Raw genomic sequence first — 12,339 nt, 5'->3', positions numbered from 1 at the left:
TCCAGGTAGGTGACGTCACCGCCGCCGTGCCAGCCGACCCGGGGGGAGATGCCGGACTGCTCACCGTCGACGACGGCGCGCAACCGGGGGAGCGTCACCGTTTCGGCGAAGGGCTCCTTCTCGATGCCGATGAATCGGCGACCCGTTTTCAGGGCCACCGCGGCGGTGGTTCCGGATCCGAGGTGATAGTCGAGGACCAGCTCGCCCGGTGCGGTGAACATCTCGATGAGTTGGTGGAGGAGAGCCTCAGGCTTCTTGCCGTTGCGGAAACTCACCCCACCTTCCGGGGCGACCCGATTGAACTCGGCGTGGTAGTCGAGAAAGTTGGGGTAGGGCAGGCGGGTGACAGACGATGACTGCGGAACCCCCTGGAAATAGGAGCCGTTGCGGTTGCCCTTCTTCGGGCTGTGGAAGAAGCGGTGGCCGAGTCCGTCATCGCCGATATCGGGTACCTGGATGAGCGACATGGCAGGTAGCTCCAGGGGCTCGAGGTGGGCGACCCAGAAGCGCCCGGAGGAGTTCTTCTCCCGGAGGCTGCCGCGCACGGAGTGGGTGCGGAACGTGCCCGTGCCGGCGGCGACCTCCACCTTGGACCACTCGTCGGGGCCGTACACGTGGCATGGACGCCCACCCAGCATGCGGGTGGTGCCGGGGCCGGTGATGTCGACCTCCCAGCGGTACTCGCTGAGATCTCGTTCCCGTTCCCGGCGGGGCATCCGGTACCGGGGATCGGGGGAGTAGATGAGGATCTGTTCGACGACGTCGTTGAACTGTTTGTCGGCGGTCAGGGCGCGTCCCGGATGGCGGACCAGGACGTGGAAGACCATGACCTTGTGCAGCCAGTCGAGGTTGTCGAGGGTGACCTCCAGGTGGGCGGACTGGTGGAAGGAACACTGGATGGCGATGACGGCGTCGTCGATAAGCAAGGGGCGCGCGGCCTCCAGCCGCTCGACCATGAACGCCAACCACTGCTCGCGCGTCATCGTGTCGGCATAGAGGTAATCGGCGCTGCCGGTGTTGTACGGCGGATCGATGTAGATCAGGCGCACGGCGCCGGCGTGGGTTTGACCGAGTCGGCGCAGGGCGGCGAGATTCTCGCCGCGGATGAGGAGGTTGTCGCCGGCCATGTCAGTTGTCCGCGGCCGGCACATCCTTCTCACCGGGCCCCTTGAGCTTGATGATCGTAAAGTCCCCGTCCGCGAGATGCTTGCGCAGATCCTTCTTGTCGAACTTGCCGACGGAGGTCTTGTCGATGTCGCGCACGAACGTCCAGTACTCCGGCAGCATCCAGCCGGGCAGGGAGGCGCGCAGCTGATCGCGCAGCTGTTCCGCCGTCTGCTTCGTCTGCGCGATGTCCTCGTGGAGGACGGTGACGGCCAGGGGGCGCTCGCCCCACTTCTCGTCGGGGTAGCCGATGACGGCGCACTCGACGACCTCGGGGGCGTTCATGATGAGGTTCTCCAGCATGGCGGAGTAGATCCACTCACCACCCGAGCGGATGACGTCGCGCGCGCGGTCGGAGACGGTGAGGAAGCCGTCGGCGGTCACGGAACCGACGTCGCCCGTCCGCAGCCACCCGTCGGCGGTGAACAACTGCTCCGCGTCGTCGACCTCCCGGCCGCGGAACTGGCTGGCGGAGCCGTCCCCGTCCTCGGTGGGCGAATGGTAGTAGGAACCGGTGACGATGTTGCCGCGCACCTGGATCTCACCCTGATTGCGGTCGGTGGAGGAGACCACCTGACCGTCGTTGACCACGCGGTACTCCAGCAGACTGGAGAAACGGCCCTGGCTGACGCGGTACGCCCAGCGCGCCTCGCCGGACGAGCCCGAGGGAGGACGCGCGACGGTGCCCACCGAGGACGTCTCCGTCATGCCCCAGACGTGGACCACGTCGACGCCGTAGCGCTCCTCCCACAACTGGATGAGGATCGGCGGGGCGGGGGAGCCTCCGACATAGAGCTCGGTCAACGACATCCGCTCCGGGGGATTGTGCAGGTAGTGGACCATGAGCTGGATCCACACCGTGGGCACGCCGTGAGCCACGCGCGGGTGGACGGCGGCGATGAGACGCGCCAGGGTGGGGGCGGAGACATCGGAATCCGGAAAGACCAGGGGAGTGCCCGACATGAAGGCCGCATACGGCACACCCCAGGACAGGACGTGATAGATGGGCACGCAGCACAGGAAGGACTCGCCGTGGGAAACCGACAGCGAGTCCGTGGCGCGCAGGGACATGGCTTGCAGGTAGACCGAACGGTGGGAATAGGCCACTCCCTTGGGGGCGCCGGAGGTGCCCGTCGAATAGCAGATGGCGGCGGTGGTGTTCTCGTCGAGGACGGGCCAGTCGTAGACGGTGGAGCGGCCGTCGAGAAGCGTCTCGTAGGAGTAGACGGCGAGGTGCTCCGGGAGGTGGACGGCGAGTGGTTCGACGGGCTCGAGGCCGGTGAACACGACCGCGCGCATGGTGCGGCAGCCGTCGAGGGCCTTGCCCAACGCGGCGGCGAGACGCGGATCACACACGATGACCTCGATCTGCGCGTGATTGATGATGTGCCGCACCTGATCCGTCATGAGCTGCTTGTTCAGCGGGGCGAAGATCGCGCCCATGCTGGACACGCCGAACTGCACCTCGAGATGCTCCGCGCAGTTGTGCATGAAGGAACCGACGCGCTGGTCACCGGTGATTCCCAGGTCGTCGTGCAGGGCGTGGGCCAGGGCTGCGGCCCGGGCGCGGATCTCCTCGTAGGTGGTCTCCTCCGCGTGGTCGGTGCGCCAGGTCGTCACCTTCGTCGACGCGTGGGCGGTGGCGCCGTACTCCAGGATCCGCGAAATCGACAGCGGCACATTCTGCATCGTGGAGAGCATGTACACACTCTAACCCGGTGGGTCACTACGACTGTGTGACCGGCATGCGCTACACTGTGCGAAGATCGACGGGGGTCTGTTAGTACTCATCCAGGCCCCGGTTCCCGCGGACTCCCCACTGTCGGCTTCTGCCGCGCGGAGTGCGGTCCGGTCTGATCAACCACGTAGTACGGCTCCATCCCCGACGTAAGTCATCCGGTCACCACGTGATCCGGCGCGGGGAATGTTGAGTCGCTCAACTCCACAGACGGCTTCCAGTCCGATGCACTCCCCATAGATGAGGCATCCGCTCATGACGCATCTGAGACTGGTGAAGCAACGAAAGGACATCCGTGACTGATACGGACACCACCCACGCAGCATCTGCCGATCTCGCGTCGCTGAAGCTGACCGAGCTGCGCAAGATGGCCGCGGAGAAGGGCCTCAAGGGGGTCTCCGGCCTGCGTAAGGGTGATCTGATCACCGCCATCCAGACCGGCACCGTGCCCGCCCGCGCCCGCGCAGAAGCCGCCCCGGTTGCCGAGCCGGCAGCTGAGGCGCAGGAGGAGCGCCCGCAGCGTCGCCGCGCCACCCGCCCGGCCAAGGCCGCCGAGGACGAGCAGGCCACCGCTGAGCCGCAGGAGGCCAAGGAGCCCAAGGAGTCCAAGGATTCCAAGCAGGACAACGGCGATGATTCCGAGGAGCCCCGCTACGAGTCCCGTTCGGCCGCCCGCCGTGCCCGCCGCAACCGCGCGCGCCACAACCAGCGCGAGCAGGACTCCGGCCAGGAGCAGCAGTCGGAGGAGAAGAACTCCGAGGACAACTCCTCCCAGGAGCAGCAGCGCGGCCAGCAGAACCAGAATCAGAACCAGAACCAGCGCGGCAACCGCCAGCGTGACCGCGACAACGACGGTGAGGGCCGCCGTGGTCGCCGGAGCCGCCGCAACCGTCGTGGCCGTGGGGGCGACCAGAACGACGGCGGTCAGCAGCAGGATCAGCAGCATGATTCGGCTGACCTGCAGGACGTGGCGGGCATCCTCGACATCGTCGACAACAATGTCGCCTTCGTCCGCACCACCGGCTACCACGCGGGCCAGTCGGATGTGTTCGTGCCCAACCAGCTCATCCGCCGCTCCGGCCTGCGCGCCGGCGACGCCGTGACCGGCAAGGTGAAGATGGGCAACGCCCAGACCCACGGTCAGGGGCGTAACCGCCAGAAGGCCAACCAGCTGGTCAGCGTCGACACGGTCAACGGCCTCAGCGTCGAGGAGGCGCGCAGCCGTCCGGAGTTCTCCAAGCTCACCCCGCTGTACCCGAACCAGCGTCTGCGCCTGGAGACCGAGGCGAAGGTCCTGACCACCCGCGTCATCGACCTCATCATGCCGATCGGCAAGGGCCAGCGCGCGCTCATCGTCTCCCCGCCGAAGGCCGGTAAGACGACGATCCTGCAGAACATCGCCAACGCGATCGCCACGAACAACCCGGAGTGCCACCTCATGGTCGTGCTTGTCGACGAGCGCCCCGAGGAGGTCACCGACATGCAGCGCTCGGTCAACGGTGAGGTCATCGCCTCCACCTTCGACCGTCCGCCGTCAGAGCACACCGCCGTTGCGGAGCTGGCCATCGAGCGTGCGAAGCGCCTGGTGGAGCAGGGCAAGGACGTCGTCGTCCTGCTCGACTCGATCACCCGCCTGGGCCGTGCGTACAACAACTCCTCGCCGGCGTCGGGACGCATCCTCTCCGGTGGTGTGGACTCCAACGCGCTCTACCCGCCGAAGCGTTTCCTCGGTGCGGCCCGCAACATCGAAAACGGTGGTTCGCTGACGATCATCGCCACCGCGATGGTGGAGACCGGGTCCGCCGGCGACACCGTCATCTTCGAGGAGTTCAAGGGCACCGGAAACGCGGAGCTCAAGCTCGACCGCAAGATCTCCGAGCGGCGCGTGTTCCCGGCCGTGGACGTCAACCCCTCGGGCACCCGCAAGGATGAGCTGCTGCTCGTCCCGGAGGAGGCCCGCATCATGCACAAGCTGCGCCGCATCCTGTCTGCCCTGGATCCGCAGCAGGCCATCGATCTGCTCATCAAGCAGCTGAAAAAGACCAAGAGCAACGGCGAGTTCCTCATGCAGGTCGCCTCGAGTGCTCCGATGGCCGCCGACAAGGAAGAGGAGGACTACTCCTAGTGGCGAGCAATGTTTCCGCGGTCGATGATGTCGTCTCCGAGTATCAGGGCATCGAGGCCCAGATGGCGGACCCGGAGACCGCCGGTGACCAGGGGCTGTTCCGCAAGCTGTCGAAGCGTTATGCGGAGCTGCAGCCGATCATCAAGGTGAACACCGAGCTGGTGGGCACCCGCGAGGATCTCGCCGACGCCCGCGAAATGGCGCACGAGGACAAGGAGTTCGCCGCTGAGGCCGAGCGCCTGGAGGCCCGCGCCATCGAGCTCGAGGAGGAGCTGGCGGATCTGCTGGCCCCGCGCGATGAGCACGACGGCGACGATGTCATCCTCGAGATCAAGGCCGGTGCCGGCGGCGAGGAGGCCGCGTTGTTCGCCGGTGACCTGGCGCGCATGTACGAGCGTTACGCCGACAAGCATGGTTTCACCTGGGAGGTCCTGGGCCTGTCTGAGTCTGATCTCGGAGGTGTCAAGGACATGACCTTGTCTATCCGTGCGAAGAACCCCTCCCGCGACGGCGCCTGGAGCGTGTTCAAGTTCGAGGGCGGCGTGCACCGCGTGCAGCGCATCCCCGTGACCGAGTCGCAGGGCCGCATCCAGACCTCCGCCGCGGGTGTCATGGTCTTCCCGGAGACCGAGGACGCCGGTGAGATCACCATCGACGACAAGGACATCCGCGTCGACGTCTACCGCGCCTCCGGCAAGGGTGGCCAGGGCGTGAACACGACGGACTCCGCCGTGCGCATCACCCACCTGCCGACCGGTCTCATCGTGACCTGTCAGAAGGAGCGCTCGCAGATCCAGAACAAGGCGCGCGCCATGCAGGTGCTGCAGGCCCGCCTCGAGCAGCTGGAGCGCGAGAAGGCCGATGCCGAGGCCGCCGAGGGTCGCGCCGCCCAGGTGCGCACCATGGACCGCTCCGAGCGCATCCGCACCTACAACTGGCCGGAGAACCGCATCAGCGATCACCGCATCGGTTTCAAGGCCAACAACCTCGACTCCGTCCTCGACGGCAACCTCGACGACCTGTTCACCGCCCTCAAGGCGGCCGAGCGCGCCGAGCGTCTCGAGGCGGAATAGGATGGCGCTCCGCGCCGCGCTTATCGACGCCGCGGAGCGCCTCCGCACCGCAGGCGTCCCGTCCCCGCTTGTCGACGCCCGCCTCATCGCCGCCCACCTGCTGGGCTGCGGGCCCCTCGACGTGGCCTTCCGGGAGGAGATCCCGGACGGCTTCGAGGAGCTGATCGCGCGCCGCGAGCGACGCGAACCCCTCCAGCACATCCTCGGGGTGGCCCCGTTCGGGCCGCTCGACCTGGCGGTGGGGCCCGGCGTGTTCATTCCCCGCCCGGAGACCGAGGTGCTGGCGGACTGGGGCGTGCGCCAGCTCGCCGACATCCCGGCCCCCCGTGTCGTCGACCTGTGCACCGGTTCCGGGGCGCTCGCGCTCTACCTCGCGCATGAGGTGCCGGGGGCTCAGGTGGTGGGCGTCGAGAAGCATGCTGAGGCGTTGAGTTGGGCCCGCCGCAACGCGGAGGGCACGACGGTGCGCATGATCCACGCCGATGCCACCGGGCCGGTTGTGAAGGACTGGCACGGCACGGTCGACCTGGTGGTGACCAACCCGCCGTACGTCCCCGAGACCCCCGACCTGGACCGCGAGGTCTACGCCGACCCGCCGCAGGCGGTGTTCGCCGGTGTCAGCGGCATGGACGTCATCGAGGCGTTGATGCCCACCATCGCGGCCCTGCTGCGCCCCGGAGGGCGGATAGGCATCGAACACGACGACACGACCTCCCAGGCCGTGCAGGATGTCGTGGCTGCCCACGGCGGGTTTGCAGACATCGCCGTGCTGCGGGACCTGACCGGTCGGGCGCGGTTTGTCACGGCGAGTAAGGTGTAAGCCCATGAGCCGCATCTACTCCTGTGCTGACGATTCCTCCCGCGCGGAGGGCATCAGCGCGGCCGTCGACGCCGCGCGCAACGGCCGCCTGGTCGTGCTGCCCACCGACACCCTCTACGGGCTCGGCTGCGACGCCTTCGACAATCAGGCCGTGGCCACCCTCCTGGCCACCAAACAGCGGGGACCGGACATGCCGGTGCCGGTGCTCGTCGGCTCCTGGGACACCATCCGCGGGCTCGTGCGCGAGTACCCGCCCATGACCGAATCGCTGGTCAAGGCGTTCTGGCCGGGTGGGCTGTCCATCGTCGTGCCGCAGGCGCCCTCGCTGCCGTGGAACCTCGGGGACACCCGCGGCACCGTCATGCTGCGCATGCCCCTGCACCCGGTGGCCATCGAGCTGCTCCGCGAGGTCGGCCCCATGGCCGTGTCCTCGGCGAACATCTCCGGCCACGAGCCGCCGACGACCGCCATCGCCGCCAAGCAGCAGCTGGGCAATGCGGTGTCGATCTATCTCGACGGGGGAGAAACGCCCGTCGGTAAGCCGTCGACGATCATCGACCTCTCCGGCCCCACCCCCTACCTCCTGCGCGAGGGGGCCCTGAGCGCCGAGCGCATCGGTGAGGTCATCGGCGTGGACCCCGAACTGCTGCGGACCCGCCCCTGACATGGGTGCCGGCGTCCCCCTCCGGGAACTCGGCCTGGTGATCCTCGTCGCGGCGGCGATCACCTACCTGGCCACGGGTGTCGTGCGCTCGGTCATGGTGCGTTCCGGCAAGGTCGCCGAGATCCGTCGGCGCGACGTGCACACCCAACCCACGCCCCGCCTCGGGGGAGTGGCGATGTTCTCCGGCTTCCTCGCCGCCGTCTTCCTGGCCAACCAGCTACCGGCGCTGACCAGGGGGTTCATGCCGATCACCCCGGAGATGAACGCCGTCATCTGGGCTGCGTTTGCCATCGTGCTCGTCGGCATCCTCGACGATCTCTACGACCTCGACGCCATCACCAAGCTCATCGGGCAGATCCTCGCCGCCATCGTCATGAGTGTGCTCGGCCTGTCGTGGACCCTGCTCTACCTGCCGCTCGGCGACGGCACCACCGTGGTCCTCGACCAGATCCAGGCGACCATCATCACCACCATCTTCACCGTGGCGCTGATGAACGCCATCAATTTCGTCGACGGTCTCGACGGGCTGGCGGCCGGGCTGGGCATGATCGCCGGGGCCGCGATCCTGCTGTTCTCGCTCACCGTCCTCCATGACCAGGGCGGCGCCGTCTCCGCCTACCCGCCCGCGATCATGGCGGCCGGGCTGGTCGGCGTGTGCCTGGGTTTCCTGCCCCACAACTTCGAGCCCTCCCGCATCTTCATGGGGGACTCCGGATCCCTGCTCATCGGCCTGCTGCTGGCCGCCTCCGCCACCTCCGCCTCCGGCAAGATCAACATGTCGCTCTACGGCACGGCCGACATCGTGGCGCTGATGAGCCCGATCATCGTCGTGGCCGCAGCCGTCTTCGTTCCTTTCCTGGACCTGGTCCTCGCGGTCGTGCGACGCCTGGCCAACGGCCAGTCACCCTTCGCCGCCGACAAGCTCCACCTGCACCACCGGCTGCTCTCGCTCGGCCACACCCACCGCCGCACCGTCCTCGTGCTCTACATGTGGGTCGGGGTCGTCGCCCTCGGGGCGGTGAGCTTCTCCATCGTGCCGGCCCGGGTGGCGTTGGCCGGGACCCTCATCCTCCTGGTGGTGGCCTTCCTGCTGACGCTGGTGCCGCTGCGCGCCGGCAAGCTGGGACGTCATGCGCGACCGACCCGGGTGGTCCTCCACACCGATCCCACGTCCGGGTAGGATCCGGGATCGTGACTACACCTGACACCACACCAGAACGCTCCGAGTACGACGATCCGCGCCGCCCGCTGCTGCGCGCCGTACGTTTCGGTTCCATCGCCCTGGTCATCCTCACGGTCATCTCCCTGGCCGTGTGGGGAGGCATGCGGGAGCTGCCCGGCATCTGGGGTGTCCTCATCGGCGCCGCGATCGGCGGCGGCTTCGTCCTCATGACCGCCGCCAGCGTCCTGTTCACCTCCTCGACGAACCCCGCCACCACCGGCGCGGTCGTCCTGGGCAGTTGGCTGCTCAAGATCGTCGTGCTCATCATCATCCTGGCCATCATCCGCGACATGGTCTTCTACGACCGCATGGCGCTGCTGGTCACCCTCGTCCTGGCGCTCGTGGTGGTGCTGGCCACCGAGGTGTGGGGTGTGATCACGGCGAAGGTGACCTACGTCAACTGACGGGGGCGTCGATAAGCAACAGGGGGAGAGTGACACCTCTCCGCCCGCTCACACGGAGAGCGGGCGGGGAGGTTGTCGTCATTTCGGGGGTGGGAGCGGGCGTATTCACCCCCGCCGCCAACACGTGTGACAGACCTTACATAGGTGGCCAAAAGGTGCAGTTACGGGCATTTTCGTCGGCTCTGGCGGCGTCGTCCCGGAAGGTATCGCGCCACGTCAGGAAACATATTCGGGGGCTAGGCGAGAATCCGGGATGACCCTGATAAACTCTCCTGCGGGTTACCCCGGCACGTTCGAGGTTCACCCCTGTCACCGCCCTCGCTGATGTGCGACGGAGTCCGAGGCGGTGCCGGTAAGAGTTTTTCAGACGTCCATCGCACCGTGTGGGAACTGACATTCCACACACGGCCCGAACACGGGAGAGAACGCTGAGCGTTACAACACTGGCCATGAGGGGCGAATTCCACGCACCCGCACTGGATCCTGAATTTTTCCCGGGGCAATACTACGGCCACATTCTGTTTGCGGATGTCGCAAACGGGTGGTTCGCACTGGACCGACTGATGCTCGTCAGAATTCTCATGACGATCCTTCTGGCGGTCCTTTTCCTTGTCGCCTTCCGGAGCCCCAAGCTGGTTCCGTCAGGCCTGCAGAACTTCGCAGAACTCGCACTGGATTTCGTCCGGGTGCACATCGCCGAGGACATCCTGGGCAAGAAGGAGGGCCGCCGGTTCCTGCCGGTCATCGCCACCATCTTCTTCGCCGTCCTGGCGTTCAACATCCCGACGATCATCCCGGGTCTGAACATCTCCCCGAACGCGCGAATCGGTTTCCCGATCGTCCTCGCACTGTTCGGTTATGTCGCCATGATCTACGCCGGCTCCAAGCGTTACGGCTTCGGCAAGTTCATGAAGTCCTCGGTGGTCATTCCCAACCTTCCGCCGGCACTGCACCTTCTGGTCGTGCCGATCGAGTTCTTCTCGACGTTCATCATGCGGCCGGTCACTCTCGCACTTCGTCTCATGGCGAACTTCCTCGCGGGACACCTCATCCTGGTTCTGCTGTACTCCGCCACGAACTTCTTCTTCTGGCAGCTGAACGGCTGGACCGCCATGTCTGGTGTGACCATGCTTGCCGCAATCGCGTTCACCCTCTACGAGTGCATCATCATCTTCCTGCAGGCGTACATTTTCGCTCTGCTGGTCGCGGTGTACATCGAGCTGTCGCTGCACGCGGACTCTCACTGACAAGCTGCGAACCCCACGCGGCCAACTGAATAACCCCACTTCAATCACCACCTGAAGTCCCGGTTGACAGGACCGGGCACCTAGAAAGGGAACGACTTTCATGAACGAGATCATCCTGGCTCAGGCAAACGAGACCACCTTCTCCGGCCTCGGCACCATCGGCTACGGCCTCGCAACCATCGGCCCGGGCCTGGGCATCGGCATCCTCGTCGGCAAGGCACTCGAGGGCATGGCTCGCCAGCCCGAGATGGCCGGCCAGCTGCGTACCACCATGTTCCTGGGCATCGCCTTCGTTGAGGCCCTGGCCCTCATCGGCCTGGTCGCCGGCTTCCTGTTCTAATTTCCGAGCGGAAACCACACCCCTTTAAGACTGGAGACTCATGACGAACGTCATTTACTACCTTGCGGCAGAGGCGGGTGAAACCCTCCCCCTGGAGGGCGAGAACTCTATCCTCCTGCCCAAGGCATACGACATCGTCTGGTCCATCATTCCGCTCGCAGTAATCCTGATCCTCTTCTGGAAGTTCGTTCTTCCGAAGTTCCAGGAGGTCCTGACTGAGCGTGAGGACCGGATCAAGGGTGGCATTCAGCGTGCCGAGGCCGCACAGGCCGAGGCTAAGGCCGCACTTGAGAAGTACAACGCACAGCTCGCCGAGGCCCGCGCCGAAGCAGCCGAGATCCGTGAGCAGGCCCGCGAGAAGGGCAAGCTCATCGAGGCTGACATGAAGGCACAGGCCACCGAGGAGAGCAACCGCATCATCGCATCCGGTGAGAAGCAGCTGCTGGCCCAGCGTGAGCAGGTCGTGGCAGAGCTTCGCCAGGAGATGGGACAGAACTCGATCAACCTCGCTGAGCGCCTGCTCGGTGGCGAGCTTTCCGACGCCACCAAGCGCTCCGGCACGATCGACAACTTCCTGTCCGACCTGGACACCGTGGCACCGGCAGGAAAGTGAGCGCCATGCACGCAGCGAGCCGCGAAGCACTAGCAACGGTCGAATCCCACCTGGACGGCATCGTCCACGGTGAGGGCGACGCCGTCGCCACCGCAGCCCAGACCGGAACCGAGCTTTTCGACGTCGTCGACGCCCTCGACCGCGACCGCACCCTGCGCGTCGCCGTCGCGGACCCGGCCTCGACGCCGGAACGTCGCACGGGTGTCATCCGGACCGTCTTCGGCGGCAAGGTCTCCGACAGCACCCTCTCGGTGCTCAACGAGGCCTCCGCCCAGCAGTGGTCCAACCCGCGCCAGTTCCGCACCGGTCTCGTCGAGCTCGGACGTCGCGCCCTTCTGCGCGCCGCCGAGAAGCAGGGCCAGCTGGGCCAGGTCGAGGACGAACTGTTCCGCCTGACCCGCGTGCTGGACCGTGAGGGCGAGCTGACCCAGCTCCTCTCCGACAAGGCAGCGGACCCGGCACGCAAGCGTGGCCTGCTCGCAAGTGTTCTGTACGGCAAGGTCACCATGATCACCGAGGCGCTCGCGCTGCAGGTCATCGGCCGCCCCGAGAAGAACCCTATCGACGACATCGCCAACCTGGTCAGCTCCGCAGCCACGCTGCAGGGCCGTTCCGTGGCACACGTCGTCTCTGCCGAGCAGCTGAACGAGGGCCAGCAGGCGGCGCTCGCCGACAAGCTGGGACGAATTTACGGTCGTGCGATGTCCATCCACTCTGAGGTTGACCCCAGCCTCCTCGGTGGCATGACCATCCGCGTCGACGACGAGATCATCGACGGAAGCCTGGCGGGCAAGCTCACCAGACTCCGCGCGAACCTCGCGTGAGACACGACTCAAGACTGAATAATAATATGCTGGAAGATACAACCGAGAGCAGGAAGAACATGGCGGAGCTGACGATCTCCTCCGATGAGATCCGTAGCGCGATAG

12 protein-coding genes are annotated in these 12,339 nt (G+C 66.3%); 10 read left to right on the top strand and 2 right to left on the bottom strand.

Annotation, left to right across the window (positions count from 1 at the left end):
- On the bottom strand, positions 1–1,127 hold a 1,127-nt coding region (locus Q4F73_RS08600), incomplete at its 3' end, for a DNA methyltransferase (RefSeq protein ID WP_303358942.1).
- A 1-nt stretch (position 1,128) separates the two neighbouring features.
- Positions 1,129–2,865 carry a long-chain fatty-acid--CoA ligase gene (locus tag Q4F73_RS08595; RefSeq protein WP_303358941.1) on the bottom strand — a complete coding sequence of 579 codons (1,737 nt, stop codon included), beginning with the start codon at positions 2,863–2,865 and terminating at the stop codon, positions 1,129–1,131.
- A gap of 332 nt (positions 2,866–3,197) precedes the next feature.
- Between Q4F73_RS08595 and rho the strand changes: the two genes are divergently transcribed.
- The 10 genes from rho to Q4F73_RS08545 all read left to right on the top strand — a co-directional run bounded on the left by rho (position 3,198) and on the right by Q4F73_RS08545 (position 12,234).
- Positions 3,198–5,027: a transcription termination factor Rho gene (gene rho, locus Q4F73_RS08590; protein WP_303358940.1), complete on the top strand. Its 1,830-nt coding sequence runs from the start codon at positions 3,198–3,200 to the stop codon at positions 5,025–5,027.
- A complete protein-coding gene (gene prfA, locus Q4F73_RS08585) occupies positions 5,027–6,100 on the top strand; it encodes a peptide chain release factor 1 (RefSeq protein WP_303358939.1) in 1,074 nt (357 codons plus the stop codon). The genes rho and prfA overlap by 1 nt, the downstream gene beginning before the upstream one ends.
- Position 6,101: 1 nt before the next feature.
- Entirely contained in the window at positions 6,102–6,920 is an 819-nt protein-coding gene (gene prmC, locus Q4F73_RS08580) for a peptide chain release factor N(5)-glutamine methyltransferase (protein ID WP_303358938.1), read from the top strand.
- 4 nt (positions 6,921–6,924) lie between these two features.
- Positions 6,925–7,584: an L-threonylcarbamoyladenylate synthase gene (locus tag Q4F73_RS08575; RefSeq protein ID WP_303358937.1), complete on the top strand. Its 660-nt coding sequence runs from the start codon at positions 6,925–6,927 to the stop codon at positions 7,582–7,584.
- Between the two features lies 1 nt (position 7,585).
- A complete protein-coding gene (locus Q4F73_RS08570; protein ID WP_303358936.1) occupies positions 7,586–8,764 on the top strand; it encodes an MraY family glycosyltransferase in 1,179 nt (392 codons plus the stop codon).
- An 11-nt stretch (positions 8,765–8,775) separates the two neighbouring features.
- Complete coding sequence (locus Q4F73_RS08565; RefSeq protein ID WP_303358935.1) at positions 8,776–9,210, top strand: hypothetical protein; 435 nt, start codon at positions 8,776–8,778, stop codon at positions 9,208–9,210.
- A gap of 449 nt (positions 9,211–9,659) precedes the next feature.
- A complete protein-coding gene (gene atpB, locus Q4F73_RS08560) occupies positions 9,660–10,457 on the top strand; it encodes a F0F1 ATP synthase subunit A (protein ID WP_303358934.1) in 798 nt (265 codons plus the stop codon).
- A 100-nt stretch (positions 10,458–10,557) separates the two neighbouring features.
- Positions 10,558–10,797: an ATP synthase F0 subunit C gene (locus tag Q4F73_RS08555; protein WP_303358933.1), complete on the top strand. Its 240-nt coding sequence runs from the start codon at positions 10,558–10,560 to the stop codon at positions 10,795–10,797.
- A 40-nt stretch (positions 10,798–10,837) separates the two neighbouring features.
- Positions 10,838–11,410: a F0F1 ATP synthase subunit B gene (locus Q4F73_RS08550; protein WP_303358932.1), complete on the top strand. Its 573-nt coding sequence runs from the start codon at positions 10,838–10,840 to the stop codon at positions 11,408–11,410.
- A 5-nt stretch (positions 11,411–11,415) separates the two neighbouring features.
- On the top strand, positions 11,416–12,234 hold the full coding sequence (locus Q4F73_RS08545; protein WP_303358931.1) for a F0F1 ATP synthase subunit delta: 819 nt from the start codon (positions 11,416–11,418) through the stop codon (positions 12,232–12,234).
- The last annotated feature ends 105 nt before the right edge of the window (positions 12,235–12,339 follow it).

This window comes from Corynebacterium sp. (assembly GCF_030535495.1).
GTDB lineage: Bacteria > Actinomycetota > Actinomycetes > Mycobacteriales > Mycobacteriaceae > Corynebacterium.
The sequence above is the reverse complement of the archived record's forward strand: the minus strand, read 5'-3'. Positions and strand labels throughout refer to the sequence as shown.

Coding starts and splice junctions, on each gene's coding strand:
- Q4F73_RS08595 (WP_303358941.1), bottom strand. CDS start 2,865: ATGCTCTCCACGATGCAGAATGTGCCGCTGTCGATTTCGCGGATCCTG.
- prmC (WP_303358938.1), top strand. CDS start 6,102: ATGGCGCTCCGCGCCGCGCTTATCGACGCCGCGGAGCGCCTCCGCACC.
- Q4F73_RS08575 (WP_303358937.1), top strand. CDS start 6,925: ATGAGCCGCATCTACTCCTGTGCTGACGATTCCTCCCGCGCGGAGGGC.
- Q4F73_RS08570 (WP_303358936.1), top strand. CDS start 7,586: ATGGGTGCCGGCGTCCCCCTCCGGGAACTCGGCCTGGTGATCCTCGTC.
- atpB (WP_303358934.1), top strand. CDS start 9,660: ATGAGGGGCGAATTCCACGCACCCGCACTGGATCCTGAATTTTTCCCG.
- Q4F73_RS08555 (WP_303358933.1), top strand. CDS start 10,558: ATGAACGAGATCATCCTGGCTCAGGCAAACGAGACCACCTTCTCCGGC.
- Q4F73_RS08550 (WP_303358932.1), top strand. CDS start 10,838: ATGACGAACGTCATTTACTACCTTGCGGCAGAGGCGGGTGAAACCCTC.
- Q4F73_RS08545 (WP_303358931.1), top strand. CDS start 11,416: ATGCACGCAGCGAGCCGCGAAGCACTAGCAACGGTCGAATCCCACCTG.